Source organism: Streptomyces sp. NPDC107517 (assembly GCF_055582645.1).
Map to the genome: position 1 here is coordinate 512,407 of NZ_JBVJPM010000002.1, position 19,023 is coordinate 531,429.

A 19,023-nucleotide genomic window follows, 5' to 3' on the forward strand; every position below is an offset into this window, starting at 1 on the left:
GCGGGATTCTGAAGACAGGACCGAGGCGGTACCGCGGTCCGCTAGCCCGCGCGGTACGCCGTCCAGCTGTCCTTCATCCGCTGCACCTGGCCCGCGGTGAACTGGTACATGCAGGAGTCGTACGTGTAGTCCATGAAGTTGTGGATCGGGTCGACCCCCGTCTTGTTGGTGCAGGTGTCGCGCCCGGTCGGGCACTCGAAGGCGGCGCTCTTCTCGGCCGGGGTGTCGGAGACGTAGTCACCGTTGCCGTTACAGCCGCCCTGGAAGGTGTGGTACAGCCCCATCCAGTGGCCGATCTCGTGGGTGCCCGTGTCGCCCTGGTTGTAGTTGGTGGCCGAGCCGCCCGGCAGCGAGGTGTCGAGGACGACCACGCCGTCGTCGGACGGGTTCGACTTGTACGAGGACGGGAACGTCGCCCAGCCGAGCAGGTCCTGGCCGAGGTTGGCCGTGTAGAAGTTCAGCGCGCCCGCGCCGCCCTTGCGAAGCGTGGACTTCATGGACTTCTCGGCGGCGGAGCCCGGCGTGATGCCGTTGTACCAGGCCGCGTTGTCCGTGTAGTCGGTGCCGGCCAGCTGGAACTGGAAGCCGGAGTCGATGTTGCCGGTGCCCTGGCCGCTGTAGGCCGCGTTCAGGACGTCGATCTGCTGGGTGATGTCGGTCGACGTGAGCTTGCCGGTCGCGCCGTCGTGGATGACGTGGACGTAGACCGGGATCGTGGTCGACGCGGCGGCGATGCCTCTGGAGAGTGTGCCGTCGGCGCGCATTCTGTCGAGTCTGCGCTGCATGTCCGCGTCCATGGACTTGGCCTTCGCCGCGCTGACCTCGTTCGGCTCCTGCGCGTGGGCGGCGCCGGTGGGCTTCTTCTCGCGGGCCACGGCGTTGCCGCTGTCGGCGCACTTCTCCGCGGAGGCCGACGCCTTGGCGGTCGCGGCGCTGCCCGACGGGGCGGACAGCGGGGCGACGGCCAGGGTTCCGGCCACCAGTGCGGTGCCGATCAGCCGACGGCGCATCAGCGGAGATATTCGGGCAAGCGTGGTCATGCGGACTCCTCGCGGACGGGTGGGGGGAGGGACTTCCTCGCCGCCGCGGGGAGATTACGTGGCCATGTCAGACCTTGAAGAGCGATGTTCTGGCCCAATCAACTACCGTTCTTCCTCCGGCAATTCGGGACAACGGGAAGAAATTTTCGTGTGGCGTCCGGAGTTTGAGATCTGCACGTAACGGGAGCGGTTACCGCGACGGGTGGTGTGTCCGTATTCGATCCGCGGACAGCACCACCCGCCGTAGTGGTGTGATCTGTTCTTAACGCATCGGAGGGTGGCCGGAATTGGCCCCTCGTGCGCGATCCGAGGTGTGGGTCAGCGCACCGGCGCGTTCACCCGCTCGACCTTCTGCGTACCGCTGAGCGTGCGGTAGGAACGGGCCCAGGAGGTCGTCGCGGCCGGATCCTTGCGGTCGGAGACGACGTAGTAGTCCATCTGCGAGCGCTCGGCGGTGACATCGAGGACGCCGTAGCCGTGCGCGTCCATGTCCAGCCACTTCACATGGCGGTTGGCCGCCTTGATCGCGCCTTCCGCCACCGTCGAGATGGTGTTGGGGGCCACGTGCAGGATGTCGTCGAGGTTGTCGGAGGTCACCGACGTGACGACGAACTCGGTGGCCGCGGACGGGGAGAGCGGATATGTGCCGGCCGTCACCGGTACGTCGTTCGCCCAGGCCATGTGGATGTCGCCGGTGAGGAAGACCGTGTTGCGGATCGCCTTGTCCCGCAGGTGCCCGATCAGCTCCTTGCGGTCGTGCGTGTAGCCGTCCCACTGGTCGACGTTGATCGCGAGGCCGCCGGTCGGCAGGCCGAGCAACTCGGCGAGCGGCTCCAGCAGATGGGCCGGCAGCGAGCCGAAGGCGACCGGCGAGATCATCACCGAGGTGCCGACCAGCTTCCACGAGGCGTCGGATGCGGCCAGGCCCGCCTTCAGCCAGTCGAGCTGGGCGCGGCCGGTGATCGAGCGCTCGGGGGAGTCCACGTCGCCGTTGCCGACGGTCGACTGCTTGGAGCGGAACGAGCGCAGGTCGAGCAGGTGCAGATCGGCCAGCTTGCCGAAGCGCAGCCGGCGGTAGACGGTGCCCGCGGTGGACGGGCGCACCGGCATCCACTCGAAGTAGGCCTGCTTGGCGGCCTGCTGACGCGCCGCCCAGTCGCCCTCCGTGTCCGGCGTGTGGTTCTCGGCGCCGCCCGACCAGGCGTCGTTCGCGAACTCGTGGTCGTCCCAGATGGCGATCAGCGGGTGCGCGGCATGGACGGCCATCACGTCGGCGTCGGTCTTGTGCAGGCCGTGGCGCACGCGATAGTCGGCGAGCGTGAGGATCTCGTGCCGCGGCTCGTGCTGCCGTACGACGTACTTGGCCTCGGGGTACTCGCCGCTCTTGTACTCGTAGATGTAGTCGCCGAGATGGAGGACCGCGTCCAGGTCGGTGCGGGCGGAGAGATGGCGGTAGGCCGAGAAGTAGCCGGCCTCCCAGTTGGAGCACGAGACCACGCCGAACCGGACGCCCGAGGCCTGCGCGTCGAGCGCCGGGGCCGTGCGCGTGCGGCCCACGGGGGAGACGGCGCCCTGAACGCCCTCCACGGAGAAGCGGAAGTAATAGACGCTCGCCGGGAACAGGCCCCTTACATCGGCCTTGACGGTGTGGTCGGCGGACGCCCGGGCCGTGGTGGTGCCGTGGGCGACTACCTGGCGGAAGTCCTTGTCCTGTGCGACTTCCCAGCGGACGTCCGTGGCGGGGCCCTTTCCGGAACCGGGCACGGCGTCAGGGGTGGGCGTCACGCGCGTCCACAGGAGGATCCCGTCGGGCAGCGGGTCGCCCGACGCGACGCCGTGCAGGAAGGCGGGCCCGTCGGCCGCGTGTGCGGCGGGCGCGCCGGCGAGCGGGGCGAGGGCGGCCGCGCCTGCCGTGGCAGCGGCGGCCTTCACGACCGAACGGCGGCGCGGGGCAAGGGAGTCGGCCGTCCCGGCGGCGGTGGCGAGAGGGCTGTCTGTGTTGAGTCGACTGGTCACAGGTGATCACATTACTGACCAGTAAGAGCAAAGTGTGGGCGAACTCCGAAGAGTTCGCCCACACTTCGACGGCGCGTCGACCAACCGGCCCGCCGGACCGTCGGCGGGTCAGGCCTTGAGGGCCTTGTCGATCGCGGTCGTGTAGTCGGCCACCGTCATCGGGGCGTTCCCGTCGGGCCCGGTGAGGGCCTTGCCGTCCATCTTGAGGGTCGGCGTGCCCTTGACGTCGCTGTCGTCGAACTTCTTCGACATGGTCAGCGCCCACTTGTCGTAGGTGCCGTCCTTGACGTCCTTCTGGAACGCCTTGTTGTTCTTGAGGGCGTCGACGGTGTCCGCCACCTTGATCAGGTAGGCGTCCTTCTTGAACTTGTCGTCCGTCTCATCGGGGTGGTTCGCCTTCGAGTACAGCGCGGTCTTGTACTCGAGGAAGGCCTCGGGGCTGACGTTCAGCGCGGCGCCCAGGGCGCTGAGGGCGTTCTTGGAGCCCTCGCCGTTGTCGCTGTTGTCGATGAAGGTCGCGCCGATGTACTGGATCTTGTACTTGCCGGCCTCGACGTCCTTGTCGACGTTCGAGCCGACGGTCTGCTCGAAGCTGGCGCAGATCGGGCAGCGCGGGTCCTCGTACATCTCGAGGGTCTTCTTCGCGCTGTCCTTGCCTATGACGACCGTGGTCCCGTTCTTGCCCGACGTGTTCGCGGGCGTGACCAGCTTGTCGTCCTTGGCGGCCTCCCAGTAGCCGGGCTTGTTGGCCTGCATCACGGCGTAGCCGACACCGCCGGCGATCGCCAGGACGGCGACGATGGCACCGGCGACCTTCACCTGCCGCTTCGCCTTGTCCTTCTTGGCCTGCCGCTCGCGCTCGGCGCGCAGCCGCTCGCGGGCGGCCGTCTTCGCGGCCTGGCTGTTCCTCTGGCTCATGATCGTTCTCCGTGTGGGTTCTGCGAAGTCATCGGGGGGACTGCTGTGCCGGCCCGGGCCTCAGGCGGCCAGGGCCACGTACGGCGGTCCGCGCCGTCCCACGGAGTGCGCCCACAGCTGCGTACGCGCGGCCCGCATCCGGCGCGCGGGGCGTCGCGGCAGGCGGCGTACGGGCTCCAGGTGGGCCCGTACGGCGGCGCAGGCGATCAGCAGTGGCCGGAAGGTGAACCCGGCGACCGCGCGCAGCAGCTGGGCCAGTGCCTGCTCGCCGCGGCGCAGCCAGGCGGCGGCGAGGAGGCCCACGGCGACATGCGCGCCGAGGAGCAGCCAGGCGGCGGCCGGATCGGTGTGCGCCAGCAGCGCGGCCGCCTTGTCGGTGTGGCCGCCGGTCATGCGGGCCAGTGGCGCACCGACGCTGCCGCCGCACAGGACGTCGAGGCCGACCGCGCGCAGCGGCCCGGCGACGGGCCCGCCCGCCTCGCCGTAACAGACGTGCTGGCCCGTGGTGAACACCGTGTCGGCGGCCAGCTCCAGCGGCACGAGCAGGGCCGCGATCCGGCCGAAGCTCCGCTCGCGCCCCGCCAGCGCGTACGCGAGGACGAAGACGGCGAAGGCCGTGGCCGCCACCGTCACCACCGGAAGGGGGACCCGGGACAGCAGGACGTGCGACGCGGCGGAGAGCGTCACGACGAGCGCCGTGAAGAGTGCCGCGCGCACGGCTCTGAGCTGGGTCCCGGATATGTCGTCCATCGCGGAGGAGTGTCCCATGCGTTCCTGTAAAGGACCCCTAAAGGGTCGCTGTGAGTTACGGGAGCGGGGCCTGGCCGGCCCCTGCTGCCTACAGGCCGGGGATGCGGCCGTTGCGGAAGAGGTCCACGAAGATCTGGTGGTCCGCACGCGCGCGTGCGCCGTAGTCGTGCGCGAAGTCGACCAGGAGGCCCGCGAAGCCGTCCTCGTCCGCCGCGATCGCCGCGTCGATGGCCCGCTCCGTGGAGAAGGGCACCAGGGACTGCCCGGACAGGTCGTCGGCCGCCGCGTGCATCGTCGCCGTGGCCCGCCCGAGGTCGGCGACGACCGCCGCGATCTCGTCCAGGTCGTCGATGTCCGACCAGTCGAGGTCCACCGCGTACGGCGACACCTCGGCGACCAGCTGCCCCGAACCGTCCAGCTCGGTCCAGCCCAGCCACGGGTCCGCGTGTGCCTGGAGCGCGCGCTGCGAGATCACCGTGCGGTGGCCCTCGTGCTGGAAGTAGTCGCGGATCGCCGCGTCGGTGATGTGCCGCGAGACGGCGGGCGTCTGCGCCTGCTTGAGATAGATCACGACATCGTTCTCCAGGGCGTCGCTGTTGCCCTCCAGAAGGATGTTGTACGAGGGCAGGCCCGCGGAGCCGATGCCGATGCCGCGCCGCCCCACGACGTCCTTCACGCGGTACGAGTCGGGACGGGTCAGGGACGAGTCGGGGAGCGTCTCCAGATACCCGTCGAAGGCCGCGAGGACCTTGTAGCGCGTGGCCGCGTCGAGCTCGATGGAGCCGCCGCCGGGCGCGAAACGGCGCTCGAAGTCACGGATCTCGGTCATCGAGTCGAGCAGCCCGAAGCGCGTCAGGGAGCGGGCGTCGCGCAGTGCGTCCAGGAGCGGGCCCTCGGCGGTGTCCAGGGTGAAGGGCGGCACCTCGTCGGTCTTCGCGCCCGTCGCCAGCGCGTGGATCCGCTCGCGGTACGCGCCCGCGTACGTGCCCACCAGCTCGGTGATCTGCTCGTCACTGAGCGCCTTGGAGTAGCCGATCAGCGCCACGGAGGCGGCGAAGCGCTTGAGGTCCCAGGTGAAGGGGCCGACGTACGCCTCGTCGAAGTCGTTCACATTGAAGATCAGGCGGCCCGTCGAGTCCATGTACGTGCCGAAGTTCTCCGCGTGCAGATCGCCGTGGATCCACACCCGGCCCGTGCGGTCGTCCAGGTACGGGCCGCCGTGCCGCTCGCGCTCCAGGTCCGCGTAGAACAGGCACGCCGTGCCGCGGTAGAACGCGAAGGCGGACGAGGCCATCTTCCGGAACTTGACCCGGAACGCCGCGGGGTCGGCGGCCAGGAGCTCGCCGAACGCGGTGTCGAAGACGGTGAGGATCTGCTCGCCGCGCTGCTCAGCGGTGGGCTGCGGGACCGACATCGCGGGGTGCCTCCTGGTGCGGGCCGTGCCGTCGGGGGTGACGGCGGATGGTGACCGTGGATCGTGACATGGGGGACAGCTGTGCTGCTGTGTCCAACGCACGACCGTACCCCCGAGTGCCCGCGGGTTGTCACTGCCCACCCGTAGACTTCCAAGCTGTCCCCCGAGACCGACCGCTGCCCGTCACCGGTCCGTTTCCGTCCGTTTTCGTTGGAGGCCGAAGTCGTGTCGAAGCCGCCGTTCACGCACCTGCACGTCCACACCCAGTATTCGCTGCTGGACGGTGCCGCGCGGCTCAAGGACATGTTCAACGCCTGCAATGAAATGGGCATGACGCACATCGCCATGTCCGACCACGGCAACCTCCACGGGGCGTACGACTTCTTCCACACGGCGAAGAAGTCCGGGGTCGTCCCGATCATCGGGATCGAGGCGTACGTCGCCCCCGAGTCCCGGCGCAACAAGCGCAAGATCCAGTGGGGCCAGCCGCACCAGAAGCGGGACGACGTCTCCGGTTCGGGTGGTTACACCCACAAGACGATCTGGGCGGCGAACAGCACGGGCCTGCACAACCTCTTCAAGCTGTCCTCGGACGCGTACGCGGAGGGCTGGCTGCAGAAGTGGCCGCGCATGGACAAGGAGACGATCTCCCAGTGGTCGGAGGGGCTCATCGCCTCGACCGGCTGTCCGTCCGGTGAGCTCCAGACGCGCCTTCGCCTCGGCCAGTTCGACGAGGCGGTCAAGGCGGCGGCCGAGTACCAGGACATCTTCGGCAAGGACCGGTACTTCCTGGAGCTGATGGACCACGGCATCGACATCGAGCGCCGGGTCCGCGACGACCTGCTGCGGGTCGGCAAGAAGCTCGGCATCCCGCCCCTGGTGACGAACGACTCGCACTACACGTACGCGCACGAGGCGACCGCGCACGACGCCCTGCTCTGCATCCAGACCGGCAAGAACCTCTCGGACCCGGACCGCTTCCGCTTCGACGGCACGGGCTACTACCTCAAGACGACCGACGAGATGTACGCCATCGACTCCTCGGACGCCTGGCAGGAGGGCTGCGCCAACACGCTCCTGGTCGCCGAGCAGATCGACACCACGGGCATGTTCGAGAAGCGCGACCTGATGCCCAAGTTCGAGATCCCGGACGGCTTCACCGAGGTCACCTGGTTCCAGGAGGAGGTCCGGGTCGGCATGGGCCGCCGCTACCCGGGCGGTGTCCCCGAGGACCGGCAGAAGCAGGCCGAGTACGAGATGGACATCATCATCCAGATGGGGTTCCCCGGGTACTTCCTGGTCGTCGCCGACTTCATCATGTGGGCCAAGAACAACGGGATCGCGGTGGGCCCGGGCCGTGGTTCGGCGGCCGGTTCGATCGTCGCGTACGCCATGGGCATCACCGACCTCGACCCGATCACGCACGGACTGATCTTCGAGCGGTTCCTCAACCCCGAGCGCGTCTCCATGCCCGATGTCGACATCGACTTCGACGAGCGCAGGCGCGTCGAGGTGATCAGGTACGTGACCGAGAAGTACGGCGCCGACAAGGTCGCCATGATCGGCACCTACGGAAAGATCAAGGCCAAGAACGCGATCAAGGACTCCGCGCGCGTCCTCGGTTACCCGTACGCGATGGGCGACCGCCTCACCAAGGCGATGCCCGCCGACGTCCTCGGCAAGGGCATCGACCTGTCGGGCATCACCGACCCCGCCCACCCGCGCTACAGCGAGGCGGGCGAGATCCGGGGGATGTACGAGAACGAGCCGGACGTCAAGAAGGTCATCGACACCGCCAAGGGCGTCGAGGGCCTGGTCCGGCAGATGGGCGTGCACGCCGCCGGCGTCATCATGTCCAGCGAGCCCATCGTCGACCACGCCCCGCTCTGGACGCGGCACACCGACGGCGTCACCATCACGCAGTGGGACTACCCGCAGTGCGAGTCGCTCGGCCTGCTGAAGATGGACTTCCTCGGCCTGCGCAACCTCACGATCATGGACGACGCCGTCAAGATGGTGAAGGCCAACAAGGGCGTCGACCTGGAGATGCTCTCCCTGCCGCTGGACGACCCCAAGACGTACGAGATGCTCTGCCGCGGTGACACGCTCGGCGTCTTCCAGTTCGACGGCGGCCCGATGCGCTCCCTGCTCCGCCAGATGCAGCCCGACAACTTCGAGGACATTTCCGCCGTCTCGGCCCTGTACCGGCCGGGCCCGATGGGAATGAACTCGCACACGAACTACGCGGAGCGCAAGAACGGGCGCCAGGAGATCACCCCGATCCACCCGGAGCTCGAAGAGCCGCTGAAGGAGACCCTGGGTCTCACCTACGGCCTCATCGTGTACCAGGAGCAGGTGCAGAAGGCCGCCCAGATCATCGCCGGATACTCGCTCGGCGAGGCCGACATCCTGCGCCGCGTGATGGGCAAGAAGAAGCCCGAGGAACTGGAGAAGAACTTCGTTCTCTTCCAGGCCGGCGCCAAGAAGAAGGGCTTCTCCGACGCGGCTATCCAGGCCCTGTGGGACGTCCTGGTGCCGTTCGCCGGATACGCGTTCAACAAGGCGCACTCCTCCGCGTACGGCCTCGTCACCTACTGGACCGCCTACCTCAAGGCGAACTACCCGGCCGAGTACATGGCCGCGCTGCTCACGTCGGTGAAGGACGACAAGGACAAGTCCGCGGTCTATCTCAACGAATGCCGCCGCATGGGCATCAAGGTCCTCCCGCCGAATGTGAACGAGTCCGAGCACAACTTCGCCGCCCAGGGCGACGACGTGATCCTCTTCGGCCTCTCCGCCGTCCGTAACGTCGGTACGAACGTGGTCGAGTCGATCATCCGCAGCCGCAAGGCGAAGGGGAAGTACGCCTCCTTCCCCGACTACCTCGACAAGGTCGAGGCCACCGCGTGCAACAAACGCACCACTGAATCGCTGATCAAGGCAGGCGCGTTCGACACGATGGGGCACACCCGCAAGGGCCTCACCGCACAGTACGAGCCGATGATCGACAACGTCGTACAGGTCAAGCGCAAGGAGGCCGAGGGCCAGTTCGACCTCTTCGGCGGCATGGGCGAGGAGGACAGCAGCGAGCCGGGCTTCGGGCTCGACGTCGAATTCTCCGAGGACGAGTGGGAGAAGACGTATCTCCTCGCCCAGGAGCGCGAGATGCTCGGCCTGTACGTCTCCGACCACCCGCTGTTCGGACTCGAACACGTGCTGTCCGACAAGGCGGACGCGGGCATCGGCCAGCTCACCGGCGGCGACTACTCGGACGGGTCGATCGTCACCATCGGCGGCATCATCTCCGGCCTCCAGCGCAAGATGACCAAGCAGGGCAACGCCTGGGCCATCGCGACCGTCGAGGACCTGGCCGGCTCCATCGAGTGCATGTTCTTCCCGGCGACGTACCAGTTGGTGTCGACCCAACTCGTCGAGGACGCCGTCGTGTTCGTCAAGGGCCGCCTCGACAAGCGCGAGGACGTGCCGCGCCTCGTCGCGATGGAACTCATGGTCCCCGACCTGTCGAACGCCGGGACCAACGCGCCCGTGACGATCACCATCCCCACGGTGAAGGTGACCCCGCCGATGGTCAGCAGGCTCGGCGAGATCCTGAGCCACCACAAGGGCAACAGCGAGGTGCGGATCAAGCTCCAAGGGGCCCGTAAGACAACGGTGCTGCGGCTCGACCGGCACCGCGTGCAGCCCGATCCCGCGCTCTTCGGAGACCTCAAGGTGCTGCTCGGGCCGTCCTGTCTGGCGGGCTGAGGCGGCGGGCCGCGAGGCCTGAGGCGTCGGTGGTCACGTGAGTGAGGGGCGTTCCCGGAAGATTCCGGGAACGCCCCTCACGGTGTGCCCAAAGGGCTACCTGCCTTGCGGAAGGCGTCAGTTGTGGCCGAAGCGGCGCTGGTGCTTGCGGGCAACATCCGCGGGGGTGCCCTGAGCCTGCGACTGCATCTCCGACTGGGCTTCCATACCGGCCGACTTGGCCTGCTCGGACGCTCGCTCGGAGGCGGACGCGCGGCTGCGCTGGTCGCTCTGCTTGCGGTTCTTGTTCTTGGCCATGGTGACTGCCTCCTGCGGGGGGTGTAGGGGCCAGGGCCGGATTCAGATTCACATATGCTGACGAGGCACGCATTTCAGAGAATTACCGTGCGTAATAAGCGCTGTCAGGGCGTTGTCGGAGCCGTATCGGGAGTTCTGTGAGCGGGCCGCTTCGGGAATTCGTCCGATCCGCCACGCCGAAGATCGAGTTCGGGCCGTTAACCTCCGCGTGGTCGGGCAGACTCGAAGGAAACCCGAAGCGAACCCGCGATCGTCGACACCGTGGGACCTCCGGACGCCGGTAATTCAGCGAAAGAGGGTGGATCGCGTGGACCGTTGCATCGTCCTGGTGGACGCCGGTTACCTGCTGGGGGCCGCCGCGAGTCTCCTCGCGGGGGAGCCGTCCCGGTCCCGGATCACCGTCGATCACGTCGCCCTCATCCAGGGGCTGCGTGAGCGCGCCGAATCCGACACCGAGCGGCCACTTCTGCGGATCTACTGGTTCGACGGGGCACCGGACCGGGTGCCCCAGCCCGAGCACCGCCGGCTCCGCGTGATGCCCCGCGTGACCGTGCGGCTCGGTGCGCTGACGCGGAGCGACGGGCGGTGGGCGCAGAAGGGGGTCGACGCGGCGATGCACGCCGAGCTGACCGAACTCGCCCGTAACCGCGCCTGCTCCGACATCGTGCTCGTCACCGGCGACGGTGATCTGCTGCCCGGCATGATGGCCGCGAAGGAGCACGGGGTCGCCGTGCATCTGTGGGCCGTGCAGGCCGCCGACGGCGACTACAACCAGTCCGAGGACCTCGTCGCCGAGGCCGACGAGCGGCGCGTGCTCGACCGGGCCTGGATCACCAAGGCCGTGCGGGCCAAGGAGGTCAGCGGGATCTGTGCGCCGCAGCCCGCTCCGCGGCCGGAGATCGCGGCGATTCTGTCCGCGCCGCTGCCCGAGTCGGCGCTCGCCTCCGCGGCGGGGCACTCCGCGGATCTGTCCGATGTGCCGGGGGGCGGTGGCGCCTCCGTCTCCGGCGGGGGGCCGGGGGGCGCGCCGGGTGCTGACGCCGTCGATCACGGAGTTGCCGCGCGTGAAGGCGACGGTGGAGGGGTCGAGGACGAGCGGGCCGGCGTGGGGAAGGGTGTGCCCACGCCCAAGGACCTCGCGGCACTGCGGGGGCCCGGCGCCGCTCCTGGGCTCGGCGCGCATCCTCATGTCCATCCCGCGCAGCACCCCGCCAACGCGACGCTGCGGTGGTCGTCCGACAAGGGGTGGGTCGAGCGGCCCGGGGTCGTGGGGGAGTCCGCGGACGCGGCGTCCCTGCCGACGCTGGCGCAGCTGACCACCGCCGAGCAGCGGTGGGCCGACCGCGAGGAGGACATCACCACCGTCGGGGGTGACCCCTTCGAGGTGGGGCAGGTGTTCGCCCGGCGGTGGATGGAGCGGCTGGGGGACCGGGTGGAGTTGCAGAAGCTGTCCAGCATGTATCCCCGGGTGCCGCATCGCATCGACGGGGAGCTGCTGCGGTATGCCGCGCGGTTCGGGCTCCTTGCGCATAAGGACGATCAGATCGACGAGCACGATCGGTATGCGATCCGGGCCGGGTTCTGGCGTGAGGTTGATGTGCGCAGCGCTGCGGAGCGGGTGGCTGCGGAGTAGTGGGGGCGGGGGGGGGTGCCCCCCGGGTGAGGGTGCGCGGTGTCGGAACTGATGCCGGGTGACCCATGTCGGGTGCCGGCTTGGTCTGGGCTCCTGCTCGCGCCGGTGGGGGGTGCGGGGCCGGTCCGGTATGTCCGTCCTCGCTTGGATGGTTCGGCGTCGGATTTCGTGCGGGTCAGTGGTGTGTGCCGACTCCGGGCGGACATACCGGCCCGGCCCCTTCCGTTCGGTTGCGGGTGCGGCGTCCGTTCGGTTGTGGGTGCGTGGGGCGTGCGGTGCGTGTCGGTTTCGGTGGGGGCCGGGGCGGGTCCTTCGTGCGGGTGGGGCGAAGGTCTCGGGTCTGTGTGCGTGGGTGGGGCGCGTTCCGTTTTCGGTGGCATGTCCCTACCCGGGCGTCGTCCGGAGGGGTCGACCCCGTAGTCTCGTCCTTCGTGAGTACGCGCACGGCACAGGCGGCCCCCAGAGGGCGACGGGGGGATGTGGTGTGCGTCGTGCGGGATCTCGTGCGTACGTATCCCGCCACCCGCGGGCGTCGCGGAGCGCCCGGGAGCGCTGCGGTCCGGGCCACCGACGGGGTGTCCCTCGAGATCCGGCGCGGGGAGATCTTCGGGCTGCTCGGGCCGAACGGCGCCGGTAAGTCCACCCTCGTACGGCAGCTGACCGGGCTGATGCGGCCCGACGGCGGGAGCGTCGGGATTCTGGGGCACGACATCGTCCGGTACCCGGAGCGGGCCTCGCGGCTTCTGGCCTATCTGGGGCAGGAGTCGAGCGCTCTGGACGAGCTGACCGTGTCGCTCGCCGCCGAGACGACCGGGCGGCTGCGGGGCCTCGATCTGCGTACGGCCCGCGCCGAGCGGGACGCCGTCATCGAGGAGCTGGGGCTCGGGGCGATCGCGTCGCGGCCCCTGAAGAAGCTCTCCGGCGGGCAGCGGCGGCTTGCCTGCTTCGCTGCTGCGCTTGTGGGGGAGCGGCCGCTGTTGGTGCTCGACGAGCCGACCACGGGGATGGATCCTGTCGCCCGGCGGGCCGTCTGGGCCGCCGTCGACCGGCGGCGGGCCGAGAACGGCGCCACCGTTGTGCTGGTCACCCATAACGTCATCGAGGCCGAGACCGTGCTCGATCGCGTCGCTGTTCTGGACCGTGGGCGCGTCATCGCGTGCGACACCCCGGCCGGGCTGAAGGAGAAGGTCGCCGGCGAGGTGCGTGTCGAGCTCGTGTGGCGGGAGCGGGCACCGCTCGATGTGCCTGCCGTCGCCGCGCTGCGGGCTCACGCTGTCGAGTCCGGGCGCCGCTGGTCGCTGCGGCTCGGCCCCGACGAGGCGCGGGCCGCCGTTGCCGCCGTCACCGGCGGCCCCGCCTTCGCCGCCCTGGACGATTTCTCCCTGACCACGCCGAGCCTGGAAGATGTGTATCTGGCTCTCGGCGGCGAGGCCAAGGGGCTGGTGAAGTCTTGAACACGGCGGCCCCCATGGACGTAGTACCCGACGGAACAGTCACGACAGGAGTCGCGCACCGTGAGTGTCGTACCCGCTGAGGTCCTTCAGGGCGGCGCCCGGGCGGGCGCGAGCGGGCTGAGCGCCGAGGTTGACGCCGTCGGCGAGCTCGCCCCGAGGGCCCGGCTCCTGCCGTCCCTCGCGGCCGTGTACCGCGCTCAGCTCTCGCGGGCGCGCGTCGCCAGGGTCCCGCTGCTCTTCGTCGCCACCTTCCAGTCCGTCGGCATCATGATCCTGATGCGGGGCGTGGTGGACGGGGGCCGGGAGGCCCAGGCCGTTGTCGCCGGGTCCAGCGTGCTGGTCGTGGCGTTCGTGGCTCTTAATCTGCTCGCGCAGTATTTCGGGCAGCTGCGGGCCGCCGGCGGGCTCGACCACTACGCGACACTGCCCGTGCCGCCCGCCGCCGTGGTGCTGGGCGCCGCCGGTGCGTACGCCTCCTTCACCGTGCCGGGGACCGTGGTGACCGCCGTCGTCGGCTGTGTCATGTTCCAGCTCCCGCTCGCGCACCTGTGGGTGCTCGCCGCCGTCATCCCGCTCGCCGGTGCCGCGCTCTCCGGGCTCGGCGCCGCACTCGGGCTGCTCGCGCCGCGGCCCGAACTGGCCACACTGCTCGGCCAGTTGGGCATGTCCGCGGCGCTTCTGCTCGGCGTCCTGCCGGCCGACCGGATGCCGGGGATCATCCAGTACGCGCGCGATCTGCTGCCGTCGACGTACGGCGTCGAGGCCTTCGCCCGCACCTTCGGGGCGCATCCGGACTGGGGCGTCGTGCTCCTCGATCTGGGTGTCTGCGCGGGCGTCGGCATCGCCTCGCTGGCCCTCGCGACCTGGGCATACCGCCGGGCGGCCGTCCGGTGACGCGCGGTTCGCGGGCGCCTGGCACGATGGCAGAGTGACCGCACCGCTGACGCCACGACCCCAGCAACCCCAGCACGACCCCTGGCAGGCCTCCGGGCCCGCGGGTGCTGTGCCGTCGCACGCTCACGAGCACCAGGAGGACGGGCCAGGGATGAGGACCGAGTTGCGGGAGGCCGCCGTCGTCACGGTCACGCTGGCCGTGTGCGGGCTGCTCCTGGGCGCGCTGTGGATGTGGCTCGCGCCGCACGTGCCGCTCATCGCGGACGCGCAGGCCGTCTACCTCAAGGACACCGAGGGCGAGCAGGCCGTCGGCGTCGACGGGACGTTCACCCTGCTCGGCGTCGCGTTCGGCGTGGTCAGCGCGGTCGCCGTTTTCCTGTGGCGCAAGCGCGGCGGCGTACCGCTCGTCGTCGCCCTGGCCCTCGGCGGACTCCTCGGCGGGCTTCTCGCCTGGCGGTTCGGAATCTGGCTCGGCCCGACGCAGGACGTGGCGGCGCACGCCAAGGAGGTCGGCAAGGGCGTCACGTTCGACGCTCCGCTCGAACTCAACGCGAAGGGCGCGCTCCTCGCCTGGCCGCTCGCCGCGATGATCGTCCACCTCGGCCTGACCGGCCTGTTCGGGCCCCGCGATCCCGACCCGTACTTCGACATCCACTACCCGCAGGACAACCCTCCGGCTCCCTGAGGGCGGCGCTCAGGCGGGCCTGCGCCCGTGATTGGCCTTGTGCTTCCTGACCCGCCACTTCCGCTTGCGCGTCCTCTTCGACATGTCCTCGGTATTTAGCCGAGGACATGTCGTGCGTCGAGAGGTGGCGGGGATTCCGGGTTGCCGGAGGCCGGCGGCTCAGGCGCGGCCGATGGGGGCCAGGACCGCGGACGTGAGCGTCGCCAGGTCCGTGGGGGTCAGCTCCACCTCCAGGCCGCGGCGGCCCGCCGAGACGCAGATCGTGTCGTGCGCCCGCGCCGAGTCGTCCAGGACCGTACGCAGCTTCTTGCGCTGGCCCAGCGGGGAGATGCCGCCCCGCACATAGCCCGTGGTGCGCTCCGCCGCCGCCGGGTCGGCCATCGCGGCCCGCTTGCCGCCGACCGCCGTGGCCAGGGCCTTCAGGTCGAGCTGGCCGGCCACGGGCACGACGGCGACGGTCAGCTCGCCGTCCACGTCGGCGACGAGCGTCTTGAACACCCGGTCGGGGGAGACGCCCATCGCCTCCGCCGCCTCGTCCCCGTACGAGGGACGGGCCGGGTCGTGCTCGTACGCGTGCGTCGTGAAGGGCGTGCCCGCGGCGGTGAGCGCCACGGTCGCGGGAGTTCCCCCGGACTGCTGCTTCTTGGACTTCTTCGCCAACGTCCTCATGCCTTACGTCAGTCGGGACCGGCCACGTCAGTTGAGGCTGGTCGCCTGCCGGGTCAGGTCGCCGGCCGGCAAGGACGGCAGATTACGGATGATCGCCGTCTCGGCGCGAAGGAGTTTCAGCTCGTCGCGCAGGCGCGACGCCGTGTCCGGGGCCTGGAGGAGGCGCTGCTTCGTCGGCACGTCGAGGACGGCCGCCGCGGCCACCAGGTACGACACGACGGACGGGTCGTCCGGCAGGTCGGCGCCCGTGGCCAGGGAGCGCTCACGGGCGCCCGCGAGCCGTTTCTGGTAGGAGCGGAAGGCGCGCAGCACCCCTTCGGCGAGGGCGCCCGCCTCGTCGCCCGGCTCCTCGGGCAGTTCCTCGACCTCGGCCGTCAGATAGGCGCCCGACGCGTCGACCGAGTGCACCTTCACGCGGGTCGTGCCGGTGGCGAGCACCTCGAAGCTGCCGTCGGCGCGCTCGCGGATCGTCGCGGCGTCGGCGATGCAGCCCACGCCGTGCAGGGCCTTGATCGGGTCGTCGCCGAAGCCCGCGGCCGGGCCCGCCTCGGCGGCGGTCTTCGCTGCCTGGTCCGGCATGCCGGGGGCACTGGGCGCGACCTCGTGGCCGTCGCGGATCGCCACGACGGCGAACCGCCGCGGCTCGTCGGAGTCGGCGGGGTCGCCGGAAGCCTCGGAACCCCCGGAGGAGGTCTTCAGCAGGTCGCGCATCATGGCGCGATAGCGCTCCTCGAACACGTTCAGCGGAAGCACGAGCCCCGGGAACAGCACCGAGTTGAGCGGAAAGAGCGGAAGCCGGACGGTGGTCACGACGGTCAAGCCTAATGGGAGCCGGAGGCGAGAGGTCCGCGACCGGTGTCGCGGCCGCCGAGCGTACGGGCCGCGGCGACCTCGATCCGCACGCCGTCGCGCAGTTCCAGGAACTGTCCGAGCGGGTCGTCCGAGATCCGGTCCCAGGGGAACGACGTCGCGTACGGGCCGGTCAGGCGCAGCTGTTCCAGGGCGTCGGACCAGCGCTCCAGGCGGACCAGCACGTAGGTCAGGAGGTTGCGGACCTCGGCCGGCCAGGGGTCGTCGGCGGTGTACTCGCGGGACAGGGCGATCGCCAGATCGGCGGCCTCGTCCAGGCGCTCGCGGGGCACCTTCGCGGCCGGCCCCTGGCCCTCCTCGCTCGTCAGGTACGCGAACGCGGCCCGCGCCGGGAGTGCCTGCACCAGCGAACCGGGCAGGGCGTCCTGCGCCGCGCGCTCGGCGAAGTCGAAGCACTCGCGGTGCGAGCCGTACCAGGCGGCCGACAGGTACTGGAGCGCCGACACATGGCAGCCGTAGTGGTGCGGGGAGCGGCGCACGGCCTCGGCCCAGAGCTTCTCGAAGACGGTGTGCGAGGCGTTCGTGCCGCGCGCGTGGTCGAGGGCGACCCGCCATGGCACCGGGTCGCCGGGGTCGCCCTCGGCGGCGGCGGTGATCAGCGGCGTCACCTCGCGCAGCAGCTCGGCGCGGGCGGGCGACTCCCAGCCGCGCGCGACTTCCAGCTCGGCCTTGACGAGGAGGGCGTCCGGGTCGTGGGGCGCCGCGAACCGCCAGTCGTCGAACCATTCGCCGCGCGATCTGGCGAAGGCGGCGAGCCGGGTGACGTAGCGGTCCCTGTTCTCCCACTCGCCGGCCTCGCGGGTGGCGGCGAGCAGCTTGGCGGCCGCCTCGTACTCGCCCCGGCCCGCGGCGACGAGCGCGGGCGCGAGGCGTTCGTCGGGGACATCGAGGAGGACGTCGTCGTCAGCGGGCAGGCCGGCCGCGAGACCCGAGGTGTGGCGGACCATCCGCGCGGTGCGGATGAGGGCGCGCAGCAGTGCCAAGGTGTGGACCCCGCTCCCCGTCGCTCGGTTGATGGTTGCGCTGGGATGACGGCTGGAATGCGCCCATGGTTGCCCGTGGTCCGGCAAAAATTGCGAGGGTGCCCGGTCAGTTTCTGCGGAGCAGCCGGGTGGCCCCCGCGGCGACCGTCGTGGCGAGGATCCAGCCGAGCAGGATCAGCGCGGTCGCGGCCCACTGCCAGCCGCCCCGCAGCTGCCAGTAGCCGTCCTGGCCCAGGTCGATGACGGGCAGGATGAGATCGAGCGAGAAGAGTGCCGGACTCCAGTTCGGCGACTCGCCCGGTTTGATGGGCGGATGCGACGAGTGGGAGAAGGCCAGCGTGCTCGCCGCCCACAGCACGGCCATCCACACCGCGGCCCGCCCCGGGCGGTACCCGTAGGCGACCGTCCAGTCCTGGATGTATCCCCAGATCTTCGCGGCGGGCGGCAGCGTCTCGCGGCGGCGGCGCTGCTTGGCGAGCAGCACCTCGCGCGCGTCGGCGTCCTCCCCGCTGTTGCGCAGCACGGCCGCGAGCTTCTCGTACGGCTCCGGGCTGTACTCCGGAGTCGCGGCCGACAGCCACTCCAGGCGCCGCGACAGCGGGAACGAGCCGGAGGGGATCAGGTTCTCGTACGTGAAGCCGCCCACGCGCAGACCGCCGGGGCCCGGCCAGCTCGCCGCCTTGTCGACGAGGTTGACGACCTTCGCGCCGGACAGGACGATCCGCCCGCGCTGCGGCCGCTCGCACAGGAAGCGCAGCTCGGGCGTCTGGATGCGGCGCAGCGACACCTCCTGGTCGTTCTCCAGGTGGAAGCGCGCCTGGTCGAGGTCGACGGCGTCGCCGAACCGGCCGTCGTCGAGCCGGACCCCGCCCTGGCACTCGAAGCGCTGCACGCGGGTGCCCTGGGCCGGTGTCGTGCCGCTGGTCTGGAGCGGATTGCCGACACCGGCGGGGGTCAGATACAGGGACCGCTCGACCGTCAGCTGCGGCGCGTTGAGCGCGCGGTGCCCGTACGCGTTGGAGAGCCGGCTGCCGCGCAGGCTGAGCGACACGCCGACCTGCGCGCCGCGCAGGCTCACCTCGCCGTGCGTCTCCAGCATCTCGGCCTGGAGGTCCTGACCGACGGACATGCCGTCCGCCATGATCGACTTGCCGCGCCGGTCGCGGTACACGACGGCCTGGTTGAGCAGCAGGTCCGTGCCGATGTGCGCGTCGGTGAGGCGTACGCCGCTGTGGAAGCGGCAGCGCGGCAGATGCAGATCGCCCTCCGTGTGGACGCGGGCGCCCTCCAGGCGGGGGATCGAGCAGTCGACCAGGCGCAGGGTGGTGAACCGTGCCTCGGGAAGCAGGATCTCCTTCTCGAAGCGGCACTGCTTCATCTCGACGTACGGCACGACCCCGCCGCCCGCGACGTCGAGCACGTCGGTGATCTGTACGCCCTTGAGCTTGAGTGACGCGACACGCCCCGACAGCGCGGGCGGTCCGTCGAGCAGCAGCCAGGCCACGATCCGCGCCCGCACGCTGCGGCCGGGCCCCCAGGCGTGTCCGCCGTGCGGGTCGTCCACGTCCGGGTCGCCCGAGCTCAGGTCGTAGACACTGCCGTTGCGGAAGGCCTGCCACATGCCGATCTCGGCGC

16 protein-coding genes are annotated in these 19,023 nt (G+C 70.3%); 5 read left to right on the forward strand and 11 right to left on the reverse strand.

All coding sequences use genetic code 11. The features are described 5' to 3' along the window. Window positions 1-41: 41 nt before the first annotated feature. The 5 genes from ACZ67T_RS06055 to ACZ67T_RS06075 all read right to left on the reverse strand — a co-directional run bounded on the left by ACZ67T_RS06055 (window position 42) and on the right by ACZ67T_RS06075 (window position 6,138). A complete protein-coding gene (locus ACZ67T_RS06055; protein ID WP_469981777.1) occupies window positions 42-1,040 on the reverse strand; it encodes a zinc metalloprotease in 999 nt (332 codons plus the stop codon). 318 nt (window positions 1,041-1,358) lie between these two features. Next, a complete protein-coding gene (locus ACZ67T_RS06060; RefSeq protein WP_469981778.1) occupies window positions 1,359-3,056 on the reverse strand; it encodes an alkaline phosphatase D family protein in 1,698 nt (565 codons plus the stop codon). 108 nt (window positions 3,057-3,164) lie between these two features. Further along, on the reverse strand, window positions 3,165-3,974 hold the full coding sequence (locus ACZ67T_RS06065) for a thioredoxin domain-containing protein (protein WP_469981779.1): 810 nt from the start codon (window positions 3,972-3,974) through the stop codon (window positions 3,165-3,167). A gap of 60 nt (window positions 3,975-4,034) precedes the next feature. Then, entirely contained in the window at window positions 4,035-4,724 is a 690-nt protein-coding gene (locus ACZ67T_RS06070) for a hypothetical protein (protein ID WP_469981781.1), read from the reverse strand. Between the two features lie 88 nt (window positions 4,725-4,812). Next, on the reverse strand, window positions 4,813-6,138 hold the full coding sequence (locus tag ACZ67T_RS06075; protein WP_469981782.1) for a DUF2252 domain-containing protein: 1,326 nt from the start codon (window positions 6,136-6,138) through the stop codon (window positions 4,813-4,815). 225 nt (window positions 6,139-6,363) lie between these two features. Between ACZ67T_RS06075 and dnaE the strand changes: the two genes are divergently transcribed. Beyond that, a complete protein-coding gene (dnaE, locus tag ACZ67T_RS06080; protein ID WP_469981784.1) occupies window positions 6,364-9,903 on the forward strand; it encodes a DNA polymerase III subunit alpha in 3,540 nt (1,179 codons plus the stop codon). Window positions 9,904-10,020: 117 nt separating this feature from the next. Here dnaE and ACZ67T_RS06085 read toward each other — a convergent pair whose 3' ends face one another. Beyond that, window positions 10,021-10,200, reverse strand: coding sequence for a hypothetical protein (locus tag ACZ67T_RS06085; protein ID WP_469981786.1), 180 nt, complete (start codon window positions 10,198-10,200; stop codon window positions 10,021-10,023). A gap of 307 nt (window positions 10,201-10,507) precedes the next feature. On the opposite strand from ACZ67T_RS06085, the gene ACZ67T_RS06090 reads away from it, so the two are divergent. The 4 genes from ACZ67T_RS06090 to ACZ67T_RS06105 all read left to right on the forward strand — a co-directional run bounded on the left by ACZ67T_RS06090 (window position 10,508) and on the right by ACZ67T_RS06105 (window position 14,866). Beyond that, entirely contained in the window at window positions 10,508-11,833 is a 1,326-nt protein-coding gene (locus tag ACZ67T_RS06090; protein ID WP_469981787.1) for an NYN domain-containing protein, read from the forward strand. A gap of 482 nt (window positions 11,834-12,315) precedes the next feature. Then, a complete protein-coding gene (locus tag ACZ67T_RS06095; protein ID WP_469982274.1) occupies window positions 12,316-13,287 on the forward strand; it encodes an ABC transporter ATP-binding protein in 972 nt (323 codons plus the stop codon). Window positions 13,288-13,347: 60 nt separating this feature from the next. Continuing rightward, window positions 13,348-14,181 (forward strand): ABC transporter permease, encoded by an 834-nt coding sequence (locus tag ACZ67T_RS06100; RefSeq protein ID WP_469981789.1) that lies wholly within the window; start codon window positions 13,348-13,350, stop codon window positions 14,179-14,181. A gap of 34 nt (window positions 14,182-14,215) precedes the next feature. Continuing rightward, the gene (locus ACZ67T_RS06105; protein WP_469981791.1) at window positions 14,216-14,866 is read left to right on the forward strand and encodes an AAA family ATPase; all 651 of its coding nucleotides are present in this window, start codon (window positions 14,216-14,218) and stop codon (window positions 14,864-14,866) included. Between the two features lie 9 nt (window positions 14,867-14,875). Here the strand turns inward: ACZ67T_RS06105 and ACZ67T_RS06110 are convergent, their stop codons facing one another. The 5 genes from ACZ67T_RS06110 to ACZ67T_RS06130 form a co-directional block, all read right to left on the reverse strand. Then, window positions 14,876-14,950 carry a 50S ribosomal protein bL37 gene (locus ACZ67T_RS06110; RefSeq protein WP_468979776.1) on the reverse strand — a complete coding sequence of 25 codons (75 nt, stop codon included), beginning with the start codon at window positions 14,948-14,950 and terminating at the stop codon, window positions 14,876-14,878. Window positions 14,951-15,025: 75 nt separating this feature from the next. Further along, window positions 15,026-15,526 (reverse strand): Cys-tRNA(Pro) deacylase, encoded by a 501-nt coding sequence (ybaK, locus tag ACZ67T_RS06115; RefSeq protein ID WP_469982275.1) that lies wholly within the window; start codon window positions 15,524-15,526, stop codon window positions 15,026-15,028. Between the two features lie 36 nt (window positions 15,527-15,562). After that, the gene (locus ACZ67T_RS06120) at window positions 15,563-16,345 is read right to left on the reverse strand and encodes an LON peptidase substrate-binding domain-containing protein (protein WP_329574149.1); all 783 of its coding nucleotides are present in this window, start codon (window positions 16,343-16,345) and stop codon (window positions 15,563-15,565) included. An 11-nt stretch (window positions 16,346-16,356) separates the two neighbouring features. Then, on the reverse strand, window positions 16,357-17,352 hold the full coding sequence (locus ACZ67T_RS06125) for a hypothetical protein (RefSeq protein WP_469982277.1): 996 nt from the start codon (window positions 17,350-17,352) through the stop codon (window positions 16,357-16,359). A gap of 142 nt (window positions 17,353-17,494) precedes the next feature. Continuing rightward, window positions 17,495-19,009: an oxidoreductase gene (locus ACZ67T_RS06130; protein ID WP_469982279.1), complete on the reverse strand. Its 1,515-nt coding sequence runs from the start codon at window positions 19,007-19,009 to the stop codon at window positions 17,495-17,497. Window positions 19,010-19,023: the final 14 nt, after the last annotated feature.